Source organism: Paenibacillus sp. FSL H8-0457, assembly GCF_038051935.1.
GTDB classification, from domain to species: Bacteria; Bacillota; Bacilli; order Paenibacillales; family Paenibacillaceae; genus Paenibacillus_AQ; species Paenibacillus_AQ lautus_A.
In genome coordinates this window covers 1,131,323-1,152,691 of sequence record NZ_CP150293.1, presented here as the reverse complement: position 1 = coordinate 1,152,691, position 21,369 = coordinate 1,131,323, and the positions used below count along the sequence as shown (strand labels likewise).

At 50.7% G+C, this 21,369-nt stretch carries 20 protein-coding genes; 8 read left to right on the top strand and 12 right to left on the bottom strand.

What is annotated here, in order from left to right:
- Nucleotides 1-25: 25 nt before the first annotated feature.
- The 4 genes from MHI43_RS04990 to MHI43_RS04975 form a co-directional block, all read right to left on the bottom strand.
- Nucleotides 26-1,015: an inorganic phosphate transporter gene (locus MHI43_RS04990; protein ID WP_012819133.1), complete on the bottom strand. Its 990-nt coding sequence runs from the start codon at nt 1,013-1,015 to the stop codon at nt 26-28.
- Nucleotides 1,016-1,029: 14 nt separating this feature from the next.
- The gene (locus tag MHI43_RS04985) at nt 1,030-1,644 is read right to left on the bottom strand and encodes a DUF47 domain-containing protein (RefSeq protein WP_012819132.1); all 615 of its coding nucleotides are present in this window, start codon (nt 1,642-1,644) and stop codon (nt 1,030-1,032) included.
- A 231-nt stretch (nt 1,645-1,875) separates the two neighbouring features.
- The gene (locus MHI43_RS04980) at nt 1,876-2,955 is read right to left on the bottom strand and encodes a DUF3048 domain-containing protein (RefSeq protein ID WP_036661891.1); all 1,080 of its coding nucleotides are present in this window, start codon (nt 2,953-2,955) and stop codon (nt 1,876-1,878) included.
- A 398-nt stretch (nt 2,956-3,353) separates the two neighbouring features.
- A complete protein-coding gene (locus tag MHI43_RS04975) occupies nt 3,354-4,343 on the bottom strand; it encodes a zinc-binding dehydrogenase (RefSeq protein ID WP_036661892.1) in 990 nt (329 codons plus the stop codon).
- Between the two features lie 131 nt (nt 4,344-4,474).
- On the opposite strand from MHI43_RS04975, the gene MHI43_RS04970 reads away from it, so the two are divergent.
- The 4 genes from MHI43_RS04970 (at nt 4,475) to MHI43_RS04955 (ending at nt 8,542) form a co-directional block, all read left to right on the top strand.
- Nucleotides 4,475-5,329, top strand: coding sequence for a LysR family transcriptional regulator (locus MHI43_RS04970; protein WP_036661893.1), 855 nt, complete (start codon nt 4,475-4,477; stop codon nt 5,327-5,329).
- Between the two features lie 287 nt (nt 5,330-5,616).
- A complete protein-coding gene (locus MHI43_RS04965) occupies nt 5,617-6,153 on the top strand; it encodes a DoxX family protein (RefSeq protein ID WP_012819127.1) in 537 nt (178 codons plus the stop codon).
- A 259-nt stretch (nt 6,154-6,412) separates the two neighbouring features.
- Complete coding sequence (locus MHI43_RS04960; RefSeq protein ID WP_036661895.1) at nt 6,413-6,937, top strand: DoxX family protein; 525 nt, start codon at nt 6,413-6,415, stop codon at nt 6,935-6,937.
- 1,065 nt (nt 6,938-8,002) lie between these two features.
- Nucleotides 8,003-8,542: a DoxX family protein gene (locus tag MHI43_RS04955; RefSeq protein WP_009592282.1), complete on the top strand. Its 540-nt coding sequence runs from the start codon at nt 8,003-8,005 to the stop codon at nt 8,540-8,542.
- Between the two features lie 962 nt (nt 8,543-9,504).
- On the opposite strand, the gene MHI43_RS04950 is transcribed toward MHI43_RS04955, so the two are convergent.
- The 6 genes from MHI43_RS04950 to MHI43_RS04925 all read right to left on the bottom strand — a co-directional run bounded on the left by MHI43_RS04950 (nt 9,505) and on the right by MHI43_RS04925 (nt 15,343).
- Nucleotides 9,505-11,382: a M56 family metallopeptidase gene (locus MHI43_RS04950; RefSeq protein WP_036661897.1), complete on the bottom strand. Its 1,878-nt coding sequence runs from the start codon at nt 11,380-11,382 to the stop codon at nt 9,505-9,507.
- Nucleotides 11,382-11,795, bottom strand: a complete 414-nt coding sequence (locus MHI43_RS04945; RefSeq protein WP_012819123.1) for a BlaI/MecI/CopY family transcriptional regulator — start codon at nt 11,793-11,795, stop codon at nt 11,382-11,384. Before MHI43_RS04945 ends, MHI43_RS04950 begins: the two co-directional genes overlap by 1 nt.
- A gap of 227 nt (nt 11,796-12,022) precedes the next feature.
- On the bottom strand, nt 12,023-12,823 hold the full coding sequence (locus tag MHI43_RS04940; RefSeq protein WP_341283232.1) for a hypothetical protein: 801 nt from the start codon (nt 12,821-12,823) through the stop codon (nt 12,023-12,025).
- Between the two features lie 276 nt (nt 12,824-13,099).
- Nucleotides 13,100-13,876 carry a class III extradiol ring-cleavage dioxygenase gene (locus MHI43_RS04935; RefSeq protein ID WP_036661901.1) on the bottom strand — a complete coding sequence of 259 codons (777 nt, stop codon included), beginning with the start codon at nt 13,874-13,876 and terminating at the stop codon, nt 13,100-13,102.
- Between the two features lie 77 nt (nt 13,877-13,953).
- Nucleotides 13,954-14,781: an alpha/beta fold hydrolase gene (locus MHI43_RS04930; RefSeq protein WP_012819120.1), complete on the bottom strand. Its 828-nt coding sequence runs from the start codon at nt 14,779-14,781 to the stop codon at nt 13,954-13,956.
- 307 nt (nt 14,782-15,088) lie between these two features.
- Nucleotides 15,089-15,343 carry a hypothetical protein gene (locus MHI43_RS04925; protein ID WP_012819119.1) on the bottom strand — a complete coding sequence of 85 codons (255 nt, stop codon included), beginning with the start codon at nt 15,341-15,343 and terminating at the stop codon, nt 15,089-15,091.
- Between the two features lie 266 nt (nt 15,344-15,609).
- Between MHI43_RS04925 and MHI43_RS04920 the strand changes: the two genes are divergently transcribed.
- The 3 genes from MHI43_RS04920 to MHI43_RS04910 all read left to right on the top strand — a co-directional run bounded on the left by MHI43_RS04920 (nt 15,610) and on the right by MHI43_RS04910 (nt 17,669).
- Complete coding sequence (locus tag MHI43_RS04920) at nt 15,610-15,945, top strand: PadR family transcriptional regulator (protein WP_009592352.1); 336 nt, start codon at nt 15,610-15,612, stop codon at nt 15,943-15,945.
- Between the two features lie 2 nt (nt 15,946-15,947).
- Nucleotides 15,948-16,610 carry a DUF1129 family protein gene (locus MHI43_RS04915; RefSeq protein ID WP_036661906.1) on the top strand — a complete coding sequence of 221 codons (663 nt, stop codon included), beginning with the start codon at nt 15,948-15,950 and terminating at the stop codon, nt 16,608-16,610.
- Nucleotides 16,611-16,736: 126 nt separating this feature from the next.
- Nucleotides 16,737-17,669 (top strand): hypothetical protein, encoded by a 933-nt coding sequence (locus tag MHI43_RS04910; protein WP_036661908.1) that lies wholly within the window; start codon nt 16,737-16,739, stop codon nt 17,667-17,669.
- Between the two features lie 121 nt (nt 17,670-17,790).
- Here the strand turns inward: MHI43_RS04910 and ilvA are convergent, their stop codons facing one another.
- Complete coding sequence (gene ilvA / locus MHI43_RS04905; RefSeq protein ID WP_009592278.1) at nt 17,791-19,059, bottom strand: threonine ammonia-lyase IlvA; 1,269 nt, start codon at nt 19,057-19,059, stop codon at nt 17,791-17,793.
- 147 nt (nt 19,060-19,206) lie between these two features.
- The gene (locus tag MHI43_RS04900) at nt 19,207-20,109 is read right to left on the bottom strand and encodes a LysR family transcriptional regulator (RefSeq protein WP_012819115.1); all 903 of its coding nucleotides are present in this window, start codon (nt 20,107-20,109) and stop codon (nt 19,207-19,209) included.
- A 147-nt stretch (nt 20,110-20,256) separates the two neighbouring features.
- Here MHI43_RS04900 and MHI43_RS04895 point away from each other — a divergent pair, with 147 nt between their 5' ends.
- Nucleotides 20,257-21,348, top strand: a complete 1,092-nt coding sequence (locus tag MHI43_RS04895) for an NADH:flavin oxidoreductase (RefSeq protein ID WP_036661911.1) — start codon at nt 20,257-20,259, stop codon at nt 21,346-21,348.
- The last annotated feature ends 21 nt before the right edge of the window (nt 21,349-21,369 follow it).

Below are 21,369 nucleotides of genomic sequence, written 5' to 3'. Positions count from 1 at the left end.
TTTCTCTATGTGTAATGATTCATGTCTAGAAAAGAATTTTAAAGATGACTCCTGCCAGTACGGCCGTAATCGGAATCGTAATAAACCAGGTTACCACGATGCGTCCTGCCAAGGACCATTTTACGGCGGAGAAGCGTTTCGCCGAGCCTACGCCGAGAATTGCCGACGTAATGGCATGCGTCGTACTGATCGGCAAGTGAAGCAATGTTGCCGAGAAGATAACGGAAGCGGCCGAGAAGTCCGCAGCGAACCCGTTGATCGGCTCGATTTTGAATATTTTCGTACCCATGGTCTTGATGATCTTCCAGCCGCCTACCGACGTACCGAGCGCCATCGCTGTTGCTGCAGAGACTTTAACCCAGAAGGGCACTTCCATCTCCTGCAATTGACCGGACGTCACGAGAGCAAAGGTAATGATACCCATCGCCTTCTGCGCGTCGTTGGTACCGTGCGTGAAGGATTGCAGCGCTGCCGTGAAGATCTGCATCGTACGGAAGCCCTTGTTCACCGTATGCGGACTGCGCTTGGCAAAGATGACCTTGAGCAGCTGCATGACCAGATAACCGATCACGAATGCGATAATTGGCGACAGGACCAACGCGAGCACGATGTCCTTAAATCCGCCGTAATTCAGCATGTCGCTTCCCGCACCGACGAATACTGCGCCGGCCAATGCCCCGATCAGGGCATGGGAAGAGGACGAAGGCAATCCGAACCACCAGGTAACCAGGTTCCAGATGATTGCTGCAAGCAATGTTGCAATAACAACCTCGATCCCGTTATCCAGCTTGGTCGGATCCGCGACGCTGCCGCCGATGGTTTTGGCAACGCCCGTGAACATCATCGCGCCGACGAAGTTCATGCTCGCTGCGAGCAGTATGGCTACCCGCGGCTTCAGGGCCCGGGTCGATACCGACGTTGCGATGGCATTCGCCGTATCGTGGAACCCGTTGATGAAGTCAAATGCAAGCGCCAAAAAAACAACTATTACTAATACTAACATCGTTGTATCCATTGTTCAGGACTCCCTTACGAGTTGCGCATAATGATGGATTCCAGCATATTTGCCACGTCTTCGCAGGTGTCCGTGGTCGTCTCAAGACGTTCGTAAATCTCTTTCTTTTTGATCAGCAGAATCGGGTCAGAGACGGTGGCAAACAGATCCTTGATACAGATCCGCAGCAGCTCGTCGCCTTGGTTCTCCAGATCGTTCAAGCGGATCGTGTATTCACGAATCGCCAGAAGTTTCTTCTGGGAGAGCAAATGAATGGCTTTCTGGATTTCATAAGCCGATTGACGCAGAATCTCTGCAAACTGCACCATGTACTCGTCAGGCTTGCCCAGCTGATACATATAGAAACGGGATGCGGTCGCTTCCAATCCGTCCATTACATCGTCCATGCTGGTTGTCAGGTCCATGATGTCGTCGCGTTCGATTGGCGTAATAAATGTTTTGTTGAGTTCAGTAATGATGGTATGCGTGTAGGTATCACACTGCGACTCGTACTTCTTCATTTCGTTGGCAAATTCAAGCACATCTTCAAGATTGGAAACGTGCTGCGAAAAATAGTCTGCGGCTTGTACCACCGTATCGGCCATATTCTCCAGCGTTTGGAAGAATATATCCTTTTTCTTCATTTTCATACTCTTAACCCCTTTTTTCGATAAATTGCCGCGAACGCCCTGAAAAGATAGACAACCTTGACTATCTTATCACATCCATGGCAGGGTGTGTATAGAAAAGTAACACTCAAAAATGTAAGGAACTAACAAAACAGAAGATGCATGGATATCCCTTCGATTCCCTTGCCTATTAACATCTCCGTATGCGTGCAAATTATCCCGAAACGATAGCCTTGATCCGCTGCCCCGGATCTAAGGATTCGAGATCGTCACGTGGCTTTCAAAAGAAGGCGTGTTGGGCACAATGTTGAAATATGTCGTTCCCGGAACCAGCGGCACTTCCTTGCCGTCCTTCACGAAACGGATCGCATCGCCCGCAGCGCGTACCCACTGCCCCTTAATGACTTCCCCGCGCTGGAACAGCATCGCTTCCCCGCCCGCTTCCACGTTCACGGCAAGCCGGCCCACGTCATCCAGCACCTTATGGTCCGCCCCCAGCACGATCACATTCGCGGCCTCCAGCTGAACGTTATCGTTGAGGTCCACATGCGGCGATCCGTTAATCGACCGTTTGTATGTGTTGGAGGAACCGTCATATTGATAATCCACGACATAGCTGTCCAATAAAAATTTGATTTCTACCTTCTCGGCAGCCTCCCCTGAAATAACCTCAACCGGTTCAGTGCCCTCTTCACCATCGGCGCTTGCAGCGATCGCCTCCGGATAGAACGTATACTCTGGCACCTTCACATCGTTGCCGTAATTCAGCTTAGCGGCTCCTTCACGAAGCTTCTCGTCGCTGGAATACAGATTATGCGGCGCTTTGCGGTCCTTGGCTCTCCAGAAGTAGGCGCCTGCATTCCCGATTTCGTCCATGTCCTGCTTGCCTTGCCTCTGAATGATGCTGTAGGCTTCCGGGCTTCCTCCCGCATGCACCAGAACGCCTCCGTAGCTCTCGCCAAGATTGATCAGATACGGTCGGATGCTGCGAATCGGCCCGATCTTCTCAATGTCGCTCTGGCTTTGGAAGATACCGATCAGCCGCGTGATTCCTCCCTCCGCCAGCACTTCATACACCATGTCCGCTTGACTGAGACCCGACTGCGGCCTAGCAGCCGGTGCGTTATTGATCATAACGGCCAGCGGGCGCTGCGTCAGTGACGCTTCTAACGGCAATCCCGTCAGAGGTGCCTTATATGGAGAAGAGGTTTCCTCCTGAGGCACTTCGACCGGCTGCTCGACCGGAGCTTCCACCACTGGTGCTGGCGTTGGTTCCGCCTGCTGTTTACCGCCGCTGCAACCGGACAACAGCAATACTGTCGCCATGGACAACAAGCTTGTCCTCCACGCATATTTTCGGAAAGACAAAGACCCTTTGCTAAACATATTGTTTCCCCCTATGAACGCTCCCATTACTTATTACCCTAAATTTCCAACCCACTTACCCGAATTTTCCAACCGACGTTTCAACTTTAATTTACATTTAATCACAAAATCCGTGCTTTGTCTGTATATAGAAGAGATACTATCCTTTAATGAATCACCTTGACAGCATGGCCTTGGCAGCAGTTCCAACTCAAACCATGGTGAGGTTCTTAATGACCCGGTTTGTGACATAAAAAAGTCTCTTAGAAGGCATACGTACAGTGCGTATGCCTTCTAAGAGACTTCCTGCTTCCATCCATTTATTTAGCCGCAGAAGTTTCCGAAGGGAAACGAGAAGCCGACTATCATTCGATCCGCAAACCAATATTGCCAAACTGCTCGCCCGCCGTCATCCGCCGGAACGCATCCAGAATCTCATCCAGCGGGTACATCCGGTCGATCAGGGGCGCAATGGTGTGCTCCTCCATGAACCGAAGCATCTCTCCGAACTCCTCGCGGCTCCCCATCGACGTACCGATCCAGGACAGCTGCGGAAAAAATAAAGCCCTCAGCGGGACCTCGACCGCGTCGCCGGAGCTGGCCCCAAAGCTGACGATCCGCCCATTCGGCTTGATCACTTCCAAGTATCGGGGAAAGGTTGCCGGACCGATACTATCCAGAATCACGTCCACCTTCTCCCCTTGCAGCTCTTCGTTCCAATCCCCGCCGCTCGAAAAAGCCCTATGCACGGAATAGCGCCGCGCTTCTTCGAGCTTGGCTTGGCTTCGGGAAGTGACGCTGACGACAGCCCCCGCATTCTGGGCCATGAGCATGGCGTAGGTTGCAACCCCGCCTCCTATACCTGGTATAAGCACATGCTCGCCAGGCTTGATATGCGCCCTCGTAAACAGCGCACGGTAGGCCGTTAGCGCGGATAAAGGCAGTACTCCCGCTTCCTCCCATGTCAGGTATGTTGGCTTTCTGAAGGCATTGTCCGCTGGGATGACGACCATTTCAGCAAACGTACCGTCCGTGGGTCCGCCCAGGATCTGCGGCACCACCGGGACCTCTTCGGTGTTATCCCAACCGATCGTCGGATGGATGATGACTTCCGTGCCGACCGTCAGACAACCCACTCCTTCACCTACGGCATCAATGATGCCTGCGCCGTCTGAGCCCAGAATGAGCGGTGCATCCGCCGCATGACGTCCCTTCATCAGAAACAGATCGCGGTGATTGAGTCCGGCCGTCTTTAAACGGACCCGGATCTCACCAGGGCCCGGTTGTTTCGATTCCATATTGCCGACCCGAAGTCCGTCCAGTCCGCTCCGGCCGCGATGAATGGCTGCTTTCACATGAATCTCTCCCCTTCTTCCGGCTTGTGTAGGCCATGTTAGGTTCAATTGTATAGATCGCCTCGGAGCATGTAAAATGAGTAGTATTGAATATGGCATTCAGTCAGAATGAAGTCAGGATGGTGAGACTAATGGAAAGCGGAGATTTACGGATATTCCGCGCAGTAGCGGAGGAAGGCAGCATTACGCGGGCGGCCCAACGCCTGAAGTATGTTCCCTCCAACGTCACGGGCCGGATCCGCCAGCTGGAGGACAGGCTCCAGACAGCCCTGTTTATCCGAAGCAATCGAGGGATGGATCTGACCCCGGCCGGCGAGCGCCTGCTTGGATACACGCGTCAAATTTTAAATTTGCTGGATGAAGCGGAGAAATCCGTGCAGGCTGAGGATACGCCGCGGGGACCGCTACGAATCGGTGCGATTGAATCCACCGCCGCTGCATATCTGCCAGGACGCCTGGCCGACTATTATGCCCGTCACCCCGAGGTCAGCCTGTCCCTCACCACGGGCAACTCCAGCGTGCTGATGCAGCAAGTGCTGGACCGCGAACTGGACGGCGCTTTCGTGTACGGACCTTTGACGCACCCTATGCTGAAACAGATTCCTTCGTATAATGAGGAACTGGTACTCATCTCCGAATCCGGAGCGGCAAGCCAGCAGGAGCAGTTGCAGAAGCCGATGCTTATTTTGTCGACAGGCTGCACTCACCGATCCAGAGTGGAGCGCCTCCTGGCCGAAGCTGGCGTTCAACATCCGCAAATCATAGAGTTCGGTTCGCTCGAGGCCGTGTTAGGCGGGGTTGCTTCGGGTCTCGGCGTAGCGCTTCTCCCAAGGTCCAATGCCGTTTCGCTTTCCAACGAGAAAAACATTGCAGCCATGACACTGCCGGAGTCCTACCGCGAGGTCGTGGTATATTTTATCTATCACCGCGACGTGCCACTAAGCAGCGCCCTTCGAGCTTTTCTGGAGCCGGAGAATCAAAAATGATTGAAGTTTGACCCTCAAAGCGGGCACATCGGATCGAATAACCACAGCGAGAGAATCCCTGCACTCCTGAAAACGAAAACGATTGACTAATCTAGTCAATGGGAGGATTAGATTGAATGTTCACAACTTTGTGATATTTATCACGTGTATTGTGAATATTTTCACTTATAATAAAGACATAGAGAAGGTGATCACTTCCCAAGGCAACATGAACAAACAACATCGGCATCAGAAACAAGCAATTATGTTAATCCAAAAAATTAAAACTCATTTAAGGAGTGGTTTATATGTTTAACAATTGGCTGAGAACAAACAAAGTGGCAATGTGGTTACTGACATTCATCCGGGTCTACATCGGGTATGAATGGATGACGGCAGGTTGGGGCAAATTGACGGGCGGATTCGAAGCAGGCGGATTCCTGCAAGGCGCGATTGCCAAAGCAGCCGGCGATCACCCCGCCGTCCAAGGCTGGTGGGCAGCGTTCCTGGAGCACGCGGCACTGCCGGGCGTGAAGCTCTTCAACTTCATCATCCCGCTCGGTGAGTTCCTCGTCGGTGTCGGACTGATCCTCGGTACCTTCACCACCTTCGCTGCCCTGATGGGTCTGGTCATGAACGCCGCGTTCCTCTTCTCGGGCACCGTGAGCACCAACGCCCAAATGCTGCTGCTTGAAGTGCTGATCATCGTTGCTGCTGCCAACGCCGGTAAAATCGGTCTCGACCGTTGGGTTCTCCCTTACCTCCGCGGCCTGTGGAACAAAATGACGCACCGTGATCATGAGCCAAAAGCGCCGACGACTCATCTAAAAAAACGCACCGCTTAACTTCGTAACGATCCATGCAAGACGATGGAGAACTCGGTTCTCCATCGTCTTTTTTTCATACCAAGAACCTATGCCAAATCACAGTCTATGCGAATACTGTATTTAAATACAGATTTTTGCAAATATGAATAATTTGTGATGATGCGACATTATATAGATCGTTGCTGTTTTTTCAGCTTCCGTCGCGCTTACGAATTTCAAATTTGCAAAAATCTGAAAACAAAAAAGAGAATGATTATTCATTGGAGGAGTGGTGTTGATGTTTATTCAATGGTTGCAATCCAGCAAAATCGCGATGTGGCTGCTGACGGTCATTCGGGTGTACGTCGGGTATAAGTGGTTGTCGGCAGGCTGGGGCAAGTTAACGGGAGGTTTCGATGCGAGCGGATTTATGCAAGGGGCCATCGCCAAATCCATCGGCGAAAATCCGGCGGTTCAAGATTGGTGGGCCGTATTCCTCAAGCATGCCGCACTCCCCGGGGTCAAATGGTTCAACGTCATCATTCCGCTGGGCGAATTCCTTGTCGGGCTCGGCCTGATCCTCGGCTCGTTCACCGTGTTCGCGGCACTGATGGGACTGGTGATGAACTCGGCGTTCCTCTTCTCCGGTTCGATCAGCATCAACGGTCAGCTTCTGCTGCTCGAATTCCTGATTATCCTCTCAGCGGCAAACAGCGGTAAGATCGGCATCGACCGTTGGCTCATGCCTTATCTTCAGAATAAATTCACGCGCAAAGCGAAAATCAGCAGCGACTCCTCCCCTCTGCAGAATCAGGCAGTCTGATTTATAAGGAATGCGGGAGTAAAATAGAATTAAAAAGTAATTCAGAGTGATCTCAAGTTAGATCGTATCCGGTCATACGCTTCTCGTCAGCTAAATTCGCGTCCCATAGCTAAATCCATCTCGTTTCTTCTTCCTAACAGTAAGATTTGAATGTTTCTCCTCTATCCGTACTTTTTCTGCTTGCCTTTTCAATAAGTCATCGGGTGACCGCGGCCACCGGTACCGGTCATCCGTGTTTTATAAGCGGTTTTGCCTAGTAATACATTCACGACGAACCTCATGGTCCAGGGAATGGCATCTCCCAATGCGTTACGCATTATCTACTCGCTCCAGGCACTAGGTGCTTTTTTACGCTTACTGCTAACAGCTAGCTGAGTTTTCGCTGACGATTTACTACTCCGCTTGCTGATTTTGCATTTACCACTTCCTATTTTGCATATCATTTACTGGATATGTGCCTACTCCATGCAGCTTTTTCTTATCACTTACCGGTTTACGTCTACTGCATATTGCTTTGCTTATTACTTACTGGCTTTATACGTAAAACTTACTTATGCTCTGCTGATTGATATTGGTTGTGCGTGTGTTTCTTACCGTTTGATGTCTTTTGCTTTATTCTATTTCTTCTGCCATTTGAACACTTTGCCTTACTTATTACATACTGGTTACTGCCACTACATACAGTTCTGCTCATTGCACATTTCTTACTATTTACTACTTATTTCCCTCCTACAATACTCCAAACAACCATGCTAACATCACGTATCATACTGGTTAATCTCCATCACACCCCGTATTTTCTCCTAAGCCTCTACATATACTGCTCCTATTTCTCCACCCCTTTCACCTGTCACTCCCCCTGCCAACTCACGAATTTAAAGTTTTTTATGATTTTTATCACTAATGTGATTTAAATCACATATATTGTGATTTATTTCACTTATAATAAAGACATGAAAGAGATGATCATCTTCCTAAAGAACAACATCACAGAACTTCAACATCCGAGAATTGGCAAGGAAGCTTTCATAAAAAAGAAAATCATACTTTTAAGGAGTGGTTTATATGTTTAACAACTGGCTGAGAACAAACAAAGTGGCAATGTGGTTACTGACATTCATTCGGGTCTACATCGGGTATGAATGGATGACCGCAGGTTGGGGTAAATTGACGGGCGGTTTCGAAGCAGGCGGCTTCCTGCAAGGCGCGATTGCCAAAGCTGCCGGCGATCACCCCGCCGTCCAAGGCTGGTGGGCAGCGTTCCTGGAGCACGCGGCACTGCCGGGCGTGAAGCTCTTCAACTTCATCATCCCGCTCGGTGAGTTCCTCGTCGGTGTCGGACTGATCCTCGGTACCTTCACCACCTTCGCTGCCCTGATGGGTCTGGTCATGAACGCCGCGTTCCTCTTCTCGGGTACGGTGAGCACCAACGCCCAAATGTTACTGCTTGAAGTGCTGATCATCGTCGCTGCTGCCAACGCCGGTAAAATCGGTCTAGACCATTGGGTTCTCCCTTACCTCCGCGGCCTGTGGAACAAAATGACGCACAGAACAACGAAAGGCGACGGCACCACCCACACACCTTTCAAAAAACAAACCGCATAACATTGTAAGCAACTGAAACCTAAACAACTAACCTATTGATTAAACAACCCGACTTGAGCAATCAAGCCGGGTTGTTTTTGTTGTGGCACGTTGGAGTTACGGCATATCACCTCGTGTTTTAGCATACGTTTGGGTTTTGGCATGCTGCTCATGCTTTGGCATATGTCTGAGCTTAGGGTTTTATCTGAGCTTTGGCATGCTGCTCATGCTTTGGCATATGTCTGAGCTTTGGCATACGGCTGGAGCTTTAGCTTACTTTTAAGCTTTGGCGTACGTTCGAGCCTTAGCATAAGTTTGAGCTTTAATATACGTTCGAGCGTTGTGCTTACGTTCGAACGTTAATTTATACGGCACTAACTAACTACTTACAATTTTAGCGGACTCAGCGGACCTTATTTTGACCAAAACCACCTTTTCTTTAATGCTAACGGACCAGAGATCCGTTATTCTCCGAATTTGGCCCTCATATTACGTGATATCCGCTATTTAACGGATCGTGTGTCCGATAGATCCCCCAATTGCGAGCAAAAAGCAAAAATAGCGGATCTGAGGTCCGATACGGCCAGGCCGTAACTGTGTGACATACAACTTGGGAGCCTACGAACTCTCTTTAGAGCGCTGCCTGGAAAGCCAGGCTTTTTCATGCAATCGCATTTTTGGCATTTCGAATCATGATTTACGAACCGCTAAATTCCTCAAAATTGAAAAGTGGGCTCTATTTTTTGACCGCAAATTAAGCCAATGGGATCAGGTCTTCATTCGTCAACGGATGTCCCGGAGCGGTTGTGATGCTAAATGACTTGCCGTTTTCAATCCAGAAAAGCAAGTTGATTATATATTCCTTTCCCAGTTTGGATTCTCTTCTTTCGGACTGCAGAAAAATCATGATCAACAAAAGAACCCATGCAATCCCATTTACAGGACTGCATGGGCCTATCGCGCAAAATAGCTAGCTCAAAATGTTATTTCTGCACCGCTGCTTTCAGAATTTCGACCTTCTGTTCCTTGGACATATCCCATGTGGTTGAAATGCTGTATTCGAAGCCGCCTTCATGCCAAAAAACGTATTTTGGATAGATATCCGCCGGTAAGTCATCCTCAAAGAAACCTTTTTTCTTACTTCCTTCTGAGTCCAACGTATATTTAGAAATGGCCAGCGTGTCTTTCCCGTTCGTATATTCAAGACGGATGGTTGCCGCCTCTTTCCAGTCTATCTTTTTCGCGTAGACGGGTTTTCCGCTCTTCTTGCCTTCGGACCTTACTTCTTCAAGGAACTTTCCTTCGGTTGGACCTTCAATTCTCGCTTTGGCAAACTTATATCCTTCCGGCAGGTTGGCAGGCTGCTCCAGGATGGAACCTTCCAGCGTGGAAGCTCTTTTCAGGTAGTCCTCGTAAGCAGAGAATTTTTCTATTCCTCCCCAATAACTTAGGTCGAATCCGCTGTTAAGATCCTTATATTTATGATACAGAACGTACATATCACCAGTCTCTTTACTTAGTTTCTTCACTCGATTGGTCTCATCTTCGATATACTTCTTTTCCTCTGGAGTTAGAGCCTTGGCTGCGGCTTCTGCTTTTTTCCGGGCCTGTTCCAGTTCTTTCTTGTAAAGCTCGCGGTCTATATCCCCCTCGGGATAGATCATATCCTGATCATTATTCACAGCAGCTTTTGAATCCTTCTCCGATTGCACTGGAGCTTTTTGCGGTGCGTTCCCCGCATTGCTTTCCTTTGCATTAACCAACGTCACGCTTCCAAGCGCGAGAATCATTCCCAGCCCCAAAATGGACAGGCGGTAGGATTTTTTGTTAAAATGCTTAATCATTTTAAGTCTCCTTTTCATTTGTTTATGCGTGGCGGACAGGCCGGCAAGCCCCGGCTGGCGATGGTATCCTGAAAAATGCTCCAACACATGGATGATCGTTTGTCCGTATGCATTGTTTTGCTGCGGGCTCATCCGATCCAAGACGCATGCATCGCAAGCCATCTCCTGGTCTTGCCTTGCCTTATGTACGGCTAGCCATAATAACGGATTAAACCAGTGGATGATCAGGATGATATGCATCAACCAGTTCACTGCCACATCCCGCCGCTGAATATGCGCGAACTCATGCGCAAGAATATATTGAAGCTGCTCCTGTTTCAATGTGATGAGCAGACTTGGCGAAATGACGATCGCCGGCTTACTATAACCGACGACGGCAGGTCCGGGAATTCGCTCGCTGGCCAAAAACTGAACTTTTCGTTTCACGCCTAATTGCTGTTTCGTCTCGTGAAACACTGCCGATAAATAAGGCGTATCCATTTTTCGGCCCGCGCGCAGGGCTTGTTTCAATCGAAGCTGGTCGTAGACCGTTTTCGCGGCAAAAATCAGCACGCCCGCAAGCCAAACCGACAGCAATATATTGGTGAAACCTATTTGCTTGAACCCATTCCACCCAAAGCGGCTCTCCTGCACGGGTCCTGATTCAAGGGATGGAGCAGGTACTTCCGAAGTTCCGCCTGCTTCCAGATTTAAAGAACTCTCAGCGCGAACCACCGCTTCGCTTATTCTCCCCGTTTCCATCCAGAGCGGTGGAACTTGAGTTTGTTGATGAATGCCGGGCACGATGGCCTCCAGAGACAACACATTGTATAGGCTAAGCGAAGATTCCGGGGCCCAAGGGAGCAGCAAGCGAATGGCCACAGGAAACCAAAGCCAGTATCTCCATCTGGCTTCAATCTTGTTTTTTAGTAGAAATTGCAGGATCAGGACAAGGACGATCATGATGCCGGCCATGAACGATCCGCGAATGACCCAGCCGAAAAACAATAATAAATTTTCATGCAATGTATGACTCATCAGGGCTCTCTCTTTTCTGCTTCCCCGTCGCTGCTGTTCTCGTCAAACAAAGCCTTCAGATCCTCGATTTCTTGCGCATTCAGTTTTTTATCCTGCAAAAAGTTGGCCAGCATTGGCTTTAAGGCCCCCCCATAAAGTTTTTTCATGAAGGATTTGGTTTCAGACTGCAGATACTCCTGCTCGCTGATGATCGGATAAAATAGTTGGGTGCGCTTTGAACCCTTTTCCAGTTTCGCACCCGCTGCTTCCTTCTGCACCAGACGACTGAGGAGAGTCCGAGTTGTATTGGGGTTCCACCCCATCAGATCCGTCATTTTCTTTACGACCTCGCTGGAAGGGCAGTCCGGATTAGCCCACAATACGCGCATAATTTCCAGTTCTGCATCCGTAATCGGTGGTATTTGATGATTCATGCATGAAACCTCCAATGTTAATTCAATCAAACTACATGTGTAGTTATGTTAATGCTACGATTGTAGTTTGATAATGTCAACATGTTTGGTGAAGAAAATATTCTTGGTTTAGTTACATGCAGTATACTTGTACCGCTTGTGGGCATGTTGATCTGCAAAAGAACTCATGCCATCCTATTTCTAGAGCTGTATGGGCTTGTCCGCAAGACCTATAGCTGACGCGAATGTTATTTTTTCACCGCTGCTTTCAGAATCTCGATCTTCTGTTTCCTGGACAGATTCAATGAGGTTAGTGAAATACTGTATTCATATTTGCCGCCGTCATTCCAAAAAACGTATTTTGGAAAAACATGCGCCGGCAGCTTATCGTTAAAGAAACCTTTTTTCTTGCTTCCCACCGAATCTACCGCATACTTGGAAAAGCCCAGCGTGTCTTCTCCGTTCGTATATTTAAGACGGATGGTTGCCGCTTCTTTCCAATCTATCTTTTTCATGTAGATGGGCTTTCCGCTCTTCTTGCCTTCGGCTCTTACTTCATCAACGAACTTCCCTTCGATCGGGGCTTCAATGACCGCTGTTAAGAACTTATATCCCTTTGGCAGGTTCGCAGGCTGCTGCAGAATGGATCCTTTCAGGGTTGAAGCTTTTTTCAAGTAGTCCTCGTACGTTGTGAATTCATGCACCCCTCCCCAATAGCTAATATCAAATCCGCTATTTAACTGTGGGTATTTATGATACAAAACATACATATCACCCGACTCTTGGGTTAACTCCTTTACTCTCTGGATCTCTTTTTCGATAAACTTTTTTTCCTCTGCAGATATAGACTTGGCTGTTGCGGCTGTTTTTTTAACAGCGGATGCTTGGGCTTTCTTGACGGATTGTGCCTCCGCCGCAAGGTTTGCGGAAGAACCCAGTAATAGAATGCTGCTTAGGGTCGCGATTGCTACTTTCGTTGCTGCTTTCATTCGGTAATGCTCCTCTCCTATAATCTTCATTAATAAACTACAGCTGTAGTTACAAATCAATACTACAATTGTAGTTCAATAATGTCAACACGGTTTGTGCAGAAAAATTTTTGGGTTTGGTTGAATACAAAAAATAGCCGAGGCGCCTGCGGATCATGGCAAAAAAAAACATGCAATCTTATTTCAGACTGCATGGGCTTGTGTATAAGACCTATGGCGCTACGTTCTGGTTCTCCGGCACCCGCACAGCGGGTGTTTTTTGTTTCACACGTTTCACGCGCTCAAACAGCCCAAACACAACAAAAGCCGAGCTTGTGATCCAAGCTCGGCTTCTCATTATTCGAATGACCAGCAGTTCAGACTCAAACTGCCATATTGGTAAGATTGAAACAATCGCTTTGCCTTGCGGCCGTTGTCCGCAGCCCCCATCGCATAGAACAAGGGGACAAAATGCTCCCGTCCGTAGGAAGGTACGGCGTCGCTGGTATGAGGCGCTTTTTTGTCATACGCAAACAGATTGTGCAGGTCCCAATTCGACAGCTGCTCCGCAACCCATTCGTCGAATTCAGCTGCCCATGCATCCGGCTCATCGCTCTGATGCACCATCCGCAGATTGTGCACCAAGCCGCCGCTGCCGATAATCAGAATGCCTTCATCACGCAAATCGGACAGCATCGCACCGATGGAATATTGTTCGCTTGGTGAGCGCTTGGAGTCCACGGACAAAGCCACCACAGGGATATTCGCATCGGGGTACATTTTGCGCAGAATGACCCATACCCCATGGTCCAATCCGCGGCCGGTTACGGCTTTGGCGTGCAGATTCTTTGCCTCAAAACGCTGACGGATCTGAAATGCCAGCTCCGCACTGCCTCGGGCAGGGTACGTAATCTTGTACATCTCTTCCGGAAATCCGTAAAAATCATGCATGGTTCCATGCTCGGCGTCCTCAGTCAACCGTTGATCCGGATCGTCCCAATGGGCAGAAAATACCGCAATACCTCTAGGTGCAGGCAGCTCCCGCCCCAACTGCTCAAGGAAGCGGGTGTACTCGTTGTCCTCCAGGGCCATCATCGGCGAACCATGGGCAATAAATAAAGCAGGTAACGTCATCGATGCCACCTCCAGCTTCAAAATCAAGGGACAACTCTATTGTACCGTTAAATCGCCCATTATGCCAAATAACTCCCTTAAATCATCCAGTTCTGCCATTCCTGCTGAATGTTCTCCTGCCCGTTTAACCAATCCCGCGTCCGCTCAAGGAGCAGCTGGCGCTGAGGTCCGGCAGAGTACGTGTGATCGGCCTGGAAAATAATCTCCTTGTCGCAGCGGCCTTCCTGACGCATCCAGAACACCTTTTGAAACAGGAAAGCGTAGTCCACCGGAATCACCTCATCCGAGGTACCATGGACGACCAGCACATTGCCCGTAAACTTGATCGCTTCCTGGAATGGCTGCCCCTGAGCCAGCGAATCGAAAAAGACCGGGGTAAACGAGTATCCCAAATAATCGGCGGAACCCGACTTAACCGAGGTGTCGTACACGTCGCGACCGGTGATTTTGACGATATCGTTGAACGGGTATCCTACCGCAGACCACAGAATCAGATTTTTCACCCGGCGATCGCGAACGGCCGTCTGCAGGGCGACGGCGCCGCCCAGGCTATGTCCGAGGAGCGTGATTCGCGTCGGATCGACATCCGCGCAGCTGAGTCCGTAATCAAGAACGGAACGCGTCTGGGCAATCATCGAGTCGAGTCCTTCGCTGCCGTAATTGCCCGAGCTTTCCCCGCATCCGATATAGTCGAAACGGATCACCATGTACCCGTCTTCGGCAAACTCGCGCGCCGTTTTGACAAACAACCGATCCACGCCGATCCGGCTTCCCACAAAGCCATGGCAGATGATGACCAGCGGGACCCGATTGCACCGGCTTCCGTGAGCCGATTCCTTCAATGGGTAATGGATGGTTGCCGTAAGTTCCTCTTGATTATGCCGGATTGTAATTTGCCGCTCCATGCCGATTCCTCCTTGCGATAACGCGCCGTAATCATAATATTAATAATTCCGATAAGATTAATATGAATTAATTAAACTTATCTTAGCATCGTGATTATGGATTGTCAACGCAATTGAGCATCGGCAAACGCAAACTGAGCATAGGTGTGACGGTGCGATGAACGCTGAATTGGCGGTATGCAGCGAGATTCAGCCTATTTAAAGCTGGCGGTTAAGAAACGGCCATTCTGCCCTCTACCTGTATTACGGACTAACGTAGCATCCGTTTGCCAAGTCGTTCATCCCGCTGACGCCCGCACCTCCAGCCTTACTCGTAACTCTGGCGAAACATCGCATGAGTTTCTTCGCGCCCGCTCCAATCGTTCATCCAGGTCTTCCCGACCGGATCATTCTCCCATAAGGATGCGGCGGAGAGATCATGGTCCTCACGCTCGGAGACGAATTCTCCTTCAGGCTGGGCCGGTGTCACATCCAGAGCACCGCTGTTTGCGATTACCTCCTGCCCTTGTACCGGCACAGCGTCTCCTCCGTGCAATTCATCGTCAAAAAAGCTAGCGCTCATCTGAGAACTCCTCCTTCTTATCCCTGAATGATCAGGGCGTTGTGTATAGATTCAGAATGCTTATTATTGTGAAATAGGAGCCGGAGAATTATACCTTGTTCACGAAGGTGACAAGATTCAGCAGCACTACCTTGCATTGCAAGCATGTTGTCTGCTATCATATATTGCATAACAAGGTAGTCTGCTATCGTGCCTACTCGCAGCCCAGCCCTTTGCGCCTCACTACCTTGCATTGCAATATACCTGAAGGAGGAATTCCCACATTCATGACCACCCAAAGTCAAATGCTAAAAGGCATTCTCGAAGGCTGCATCCTCTCGCTCATGGAGCATCGGGAGGTTTATGGTTACGAGCTCAGCACGCTGCTGGAAGACAGCGGGCTAACGTTTGTGAGCGAAGGCAGCATCTATCCCCTGCTGCTGCGCATGCAGAAAGAGCAGCTCATCGAAGGCACCCTACGGCCCGCGCCCGGTGCCGGGGGACCGCCACGCAAATATTACAATCTGACCGATAAAGGCCGGCAGGTTCTTCAACAATTCAAGGAACATTGGGGAACGCTTAAAGATAGTGTGGACCACATTTTAACCCGCGGAGGACAGTAAAGATGAATACCAAACAGATGATCAAAGAGAACAACCGACTCCAGGATGCCATGAAGCCAAACAACCTGAGCTATTACCAAGACATGGTGGTCTATATCCGCAGCAGCTCCGTGCAGGAGCAAAAAGGCGAGGAGCTGCTGCTCGAAATCGCCCAGCACCTGCTGGACGCGCAAGCCAAAGGCAAAAGCGCCGAGGAGGTATTCGGCAGCGATCCCGAATCCTACTGCAAGGAGCTGGTCGAGCAGCTGCCAAAAATGAAAGGCCTCAGCAGCCTCCAATTCCATCTCATGATCCCGTGGGTGGCCTTAACCTGGTTTTTCTTCGTTCAGGCTCTGGTCGGGTTCATCACGATGTGGGCCGGGGGTCCGGTCGAGCGCATGACGCAGGTACGCATATCGACCCTGATTCTGATCGCAGGCGGTTCCTATGTGCTGATCCACGCTTTGCTGAGATGGATGAAGAACGACACCTTCAAGCCGGACGCAGACAAACGCAAGGTGAATGCTCGCAATATCGGGATTTATGTCGCCATCACGGTAGTGATATTGGTAGCGGGCGTGTGGCTGGGACGGCTGCTGCCGGTGCTGACGGTTGCGCCATGGATCAGCCTCGTCATATTCCTGATCGGAATCGCAGGGACCAAACTTCTTTTTTCGAGCAAATAATACAAACTCGTCATGAATTCGCGGGCGGCGCTTAACAAAATCTTTAATATTTTTTCGTTCTTTGTAAACTAATGTTCTATAGAAGATGATAGGATAAGGGTAATGTGTGGTAAGGGAGGAAAAACCATGTTAAAGTCGAAAAAATCCGCGATTGCTGCCATCCTTGCACTTATTCTATCGATCCAGACCGGCGTTATCGCTAGCGCAGCACCTGCATCCCAAGCTGGCTCAAATGCAGTTTCAAGCAAAGCTACCGCCTTCGGCAATGCCGTGTACAACAAAGCCAATAAACTGCTAAAGGAATCCGACGTGGCTTATGCCAAGTCTTACATCACCAAGCATATCCGCAGCGTGACCGCGTATCAGGCGACCATGCTGGTGCTTAAGCTGGAGAATGCGATGAATGATGCGCTCCCGGCAAAAACCGACAAGGTGTACGAAATCGGCATTCAGGATAAACTGATGAACTTGTACAAATTCGGGGAGCCGATTAATACCACCATTAACAAAACCAAGGATGAAACGCTCCGAAAGGTGCTCATCAACCTGCGCGACAGCGGCTACAGGCTGTATACGACCGAGGGCGTGATCTTCCCGATCATCGACTATACCACGCTGAAGCCATACAAGCCTTATATCAACAAGGATATTCAGGCCTATATCGACATCATGGTCGTTGAATCCGAGAAGCCTGCCGTCAGTGATGCCGCTTTGGTGATCCCATGGAGCGAGGTCATCGATCGGGGACTAACGCAAGAGGCCTTTATCAGTGCGCACCCCAAATCCAATCGGACTGCGGACGTGAAGCTGAAGCTTCGATTCACCGAGCTTAGCTTATACTACGGTTATAACAACACGCCGCTGTTCAAATACGAGGACAATCTGCTGGACCCGGAAGTGCGGCAAGCATTCGATAAAGCACTGAAGGACAGCGACGCTGTCTCCAAAAGCGCGCTCCTCAAAAAGCTCAAGTCCTGGTCCGACGTGCTGGAGAGCAACAAAGACAAGCTGAACCAGGAAGTGGAGCGGTACCGTGCCAAGGCGGTTCCGATTGAATGAGCCATCTGAAGTTAACAGCGGGTGACGCCCTGGTCCGCTAGAGGGCCATACCATGAAATAACTAGAAAAGCCGGAGTTCCCGTTAGGGGAATCCGGCTTTTTATGGTGGTCTGTGTACCTCTTAAATCAGCAGATTGAACAGATTCATGTTCTTGTTCAGCTCCGTGTAATCCAGTCCCTTGCGCTGCATCCGCTCCACCAGCGGGCCGTAATCCTCCGGCCTCAAGAGCTCGATGCCCACCAGGGCAGGTCCGTCTTCCTTGTTATGCTTCTTCGTGTACTCGAAGCGCGCGATATCGTCGTCGGGACCGAGCACTTCTTCCAAAAACTCGCGGAGTGCACCCGCACGCTGCGGGAAATTGATCATGAAGTAATGCTTCAGCCCTTCGTAAATCAGGGAGCGTTCCTTGATTTCCTGCATCCGGTCGATATCGTTATTGCCGCCGCTGATGATGCAGACGACCGTTTTCCCGCGAATCCGGTCCCGGTTCATATCCAGCGCCGCTACGGCCAGCGACCCCGCCGGCTCCACAACGATCGCATTCTCGTTATACAGCTCCAGGATGGTGGTGCACGCCTTGCCTTCCGGTACCGTCACGATGTCGTCCACCAACTCGCAGCAGATGTCATACGTCAACTGCCCGACGCGCTTCACGGCGGCGCCATCCACGAATTTGTCGATCTCATGCATGGTGACGACTTCGCCCTGCTTCTTGGACTCGATCATGGAGGCTGCGCCAAGCGGTTCGACGCCAATGACTTGCGTCGTTGGGCTGACGGTTTTGACGTAGGTTGCCACGCCGGCCGCAAGACCGCCGCCGCCGATGGTGACAAACATATAGTCGGCAGGCGCGTCCAGCTCCTCCATAACCTCCATCCCGATCGTGCCGTTGCCCGCGATGATCTTCGCTTCATCGAACGGGTGGATAAAGGTCATGCCGTACTCGTCGCATGCCTTAATCGCTTCGGCATATGCATCATCGAAGGTATCCCCTGTCAGAATGACCTCGACGCTGCCCCCGCCAAAACGCTTCACCTGCTTCACCTTCTGGTTCGGGGTCGTGCTCGGCATGTAAATCTTGCCTTTGATATTCAGCGCGTTGCAGGAGAAAGCCACCCCTTGCGCGTGGTTGCCCGCGCTTGCGCACACAATGCCGTTGCTGCGTTCTTCCTCCGACAAGCTGCGAATCATATTGTAAGCGCCGCGGATCTTGAAGGAGCGAACCACCTGCAGGTCCTCGCGCTTCAGATACACTTCGCAGTCATACTTGGCTGACAGTACTGCATCCCGCTGCAGCGGCGTGCGTACGATCACTTCGCGAAGCACGTGGTGTGCGCGCACGATGTCCTCCATGCTGACTGCCCGTTTTGCCGTATACGTCTCTTCCATTCTCTCGATCACACTCCCACTTCGCTGCCAGGTAAACGTTGATCCATCCGCTACCCTTATTTACGTATTTCTATCATTGTATCACTTTTCATGAAAATATCCCGCCCTTTTCTGGCAAGCTTTCGCAAACTGGTGATGTTTTCAAGTTCAGGAGGCATGAATTCCAGTGGAATTCAGACCGCCCGCTTCTCTGACGCATTCCGCGAAAGCGGCAAACGCCTTGCTGCGGAATGATTCATTGCGACGGAGCAGCCGGGTCGTGGCGCTGCGATACTCTTCCGGTACGGGGTAGGTCCTTAATCCTGGATCGGACCAAGGAATCGCCGATGCCGGCAGAAGCGCGCAGCCCAGTTTGGCCCGTACGCAACTGAGCATCGTTTCCAAGGTGCTGATTTCGATCATGTTCGCTGCGGCGATCCCTTCGCTGCTAAGCCATTCTTCGTTAGACTTCCGGAACGGACATCCCTTAGGAAATACGATCCAAGAAGCGCCCGTTAGTGCGAATGCCTCGAATGCCCCCTCTGCTTCGGATTCCTCCGACGAAACAAGCAGCGACACCTCCTCCCGGATTTCCAGCTCGCTCTCCAGCAGCGACATATCATAATCACCGGTAATGAACGCACCATCTAATCTTCGGCTGAGCATGCCTTCATAATGCTGTGGAGATGTTCCGCTAACGAGAGATAGCGCGACCTCCGGATAGGTTCGTTGAAAGTGGGACAAGGCCTGAATAAAGGATTGCGATGTCGCCATCGTCTCCACGACGCCGATCACAAGCGGACCGCTTGGATAGAGCGGCTCCTTCACGGCGGCAACAGCTTCCTCAGCCATGTCAAGAATCTGCTTGGCATATCGGTAGAGAACGAGCCCCTTCTCCGTGGGCGAGACTCCTTTGGGATGCCTATCGAACAAAGGAACACCCAGCTCGGATTCCAGCTTGCGTATGCGCGCCGTCACGTTGGATTGCACATACCCCATCTTCTCGGCAGCGCCTGATACGCTGCCTTCCTCCACAATGGCGGCAATCATCCTCAGATCCGTTAAGTCCATCCAGTTCACCTTCTCGGTATCATTTTTATTGATACATATATTAATTTCTATCATTTTACAGTATAGACCATGCGAAATACAATCAGATCATACACTTACAAGCGTCGGTCGCCATAAGACTGATCAGCAATTGAGGAGGACAAAACCATGCATTCATATCCCAACCTGCTAACCGAAGCTTCATTAGGATCTTTGAAACTGCCCAATCGGGCCGTGCTCTCCCCTATGACTAGAACGAGCGCAGATCCGAAGGGCCTGGCTAACCACCGAATGATCCGATACTATCAGAGATTCGCAAAAGGCGGGTTCGGTCTGATCATTACGGAAGGCCTTTATCCGGATGCCGTACAGAGCCAGAGCTATCTCAACCAACCCGGCATGGCCAATGACCAGCAGGCCGCGTCCTGGAAGCCTGTCATCGAAGCTGTTCATCGGGAGGGGAGCAAAATCATCGCGCAGCTGATGCACGCCGGCGCCTTGGTTCAGCATGAGCGATTCGTCCCGGTTGCGCCTTCTGCGGTGAAGCCGGTGGGCGCCATGCTTGAGGATCATGGAGGAAGCGGCGAATTCGCCACCCCTCGGGAGTTAACGCAGCCTCAGATTAAACAAACGATCCAAGATTTTGCGCAAGCGGCACTCCGAGCCAAGGCTGCTGGATTCGACGGGGTTGAAATCCATGCGGCAAACGGCTATCTGCTCGATCAATTCATAACCGATTACACCAACCGCAGAACGGATGAATACGGCGGGGCCACGGAGAATCGGATTCGAATTGTCGTTGAGGTGTTGGAAGCCATTCGGGCAGCCGTTGGCCCGGATTATATCGTGGGCGTTCGGGTTTCCCAAGGCAAAGTGAACGATTTCCATCATAAGTGGGCACAGGGAGTGGAGGATGCCCAAACGATATTCGGTAAATTGAGCGGGGCATCGCCATCTTACATTCACACGACGGAGTACAAAGCTTACGCCCCCGCTTTCGCTGAGGGCGAGACCACCTTGGCCGAGCTTGCCGCAACATACGGCGGCGTTCCCGTCATCGCGAACGGCAAACTCGGCGAGCCGGCGGTCGCAGAACGAATCTTGGCTTCTGGCCATGCGCATTTCGTTGCGATCGGCACCAGCGCCTTGGTCAACCCGGATTGGGTGAATAAAGCTCGGGCAGGGACAGAGCTGCGGCCCTTTGATCACCAATTTCTGCAGCCCATCGCCACGATCAGGGAGGATGAGGTGCTTATATGAAGCGCACGAAAGCCGGGGGTC

Coding starts and splice junctions, on each gene's coding strand:
- MHI43_RS04990 (WP_012819133.1), bottom strand. CDS start 1,015: ATGGATACAACGATGTTAGTATTAGTAATAGTTGTTTTTTTGGCGCTT.
- MHI43_RS04985 (WP_012819132.1), bottom strand. CDS start 1,644: ATGAAAATGAAGAAAAAGGATATATTCTTCCAAACGCTGGAGAATATG.
- MHI43_RS04970 (WP_036661893.1), top strand. CDS start 4,475: ATGGAAAGCGGAGATTTACGGATATTCCGCGCAGTAGCGGAGGAAGGC.
- MHI43_RS04965 (WP_012819127.1), top strand. CDS start 5,617: ATGTTTAACAATTGGCTGAGAACAAACAAAGTGGCAATGTGGTTACTG.
- MHI43_RS04960 (WP_036661895.1), top strand. CDS start 6,413: ATGTTTATTCAATGGTTGCAATCCAGCAAAATCGCGATGTGGCTGCTG.
- MHI43_RS04955 (WP_009592282.1), top strand. CDS start 8,003: ATGTTTAACAACTGGCTGAGAACAAACAAAGTGGCAATGTGGTTACTG.
- MHI43_RS04950 (WP_036661897.1), bottom strand. CDS start 11,382: ATGAGTCATACATTGCATGAAAATTTATTATTGTTTTTCGGCTGGGTC.
- MHI43_RS04945 (WP_012819123.1), bottom strand. CDS start 11,795: ATGAATCATCAAATACCACCGATTACGGATGCAGAACTGGAAATTATG.
- MHI43_RS04935 (WP_036661901.1), bottom strand. CDS start 13,876: ATGACGTTACCTGCTTTATTTATTGCCCATGGTTCGCCGATGATGGCC.
- MHI43_RS04930 (WP_012819120.1), bottom strand. CDS start 14,781: ATGGAGCGGCAAATTACAATCCGGCATAATCAAGAGGAACTTACGGCA.
- MHI43_RS04925 (WP_012819119.1), bottom strand. CDS start 15,343: ATGAGCGCTAGCTTTTTTGACGATGAATTGCACGGAGGAGACGCTGTG.
- MHI43_RS04920 (WP_009592352.1), top strand. CDS start 15,610: ATGACCACCCAAAGTCAAATGCTAAAAGGCATTCTCGAAGGCTGCATC.
- MHI43_RS04915 (WP_036661906.1), top strand. CDS start 15,948: ATGAATACCAAACAGATGATCAAAGAGAACAACCGACTCCAGGATGCC.
- MHI43_RS04910 (WP_036661908.1), top strand. CDS start 16,737: ATGTTAAAGTCGAAAAAATCCGCGATTGCTGCCATCCTTGCACTTATT.
- ilvA (WP_009592278.1), bottom strand. CDS start 19,059: ATGGAAGAGACGTATACGGCAAAACGGGCAGTCAGCATGGAGGACATC.
- MHI43_RS04900 (WP_012819115.1), bottom strand. CDS start 20,109: ATGGACTTAACGGATCTGAGGATGATTGCCGCCATTGTGGAGGAAGGC.
- MHI43_RS04895 (WP_036661911.1), top strand. CDS start 20,257: ATGCATTCATATCCCAACCTGCTAACCGAAGCTTCATTAGGATCTTTG.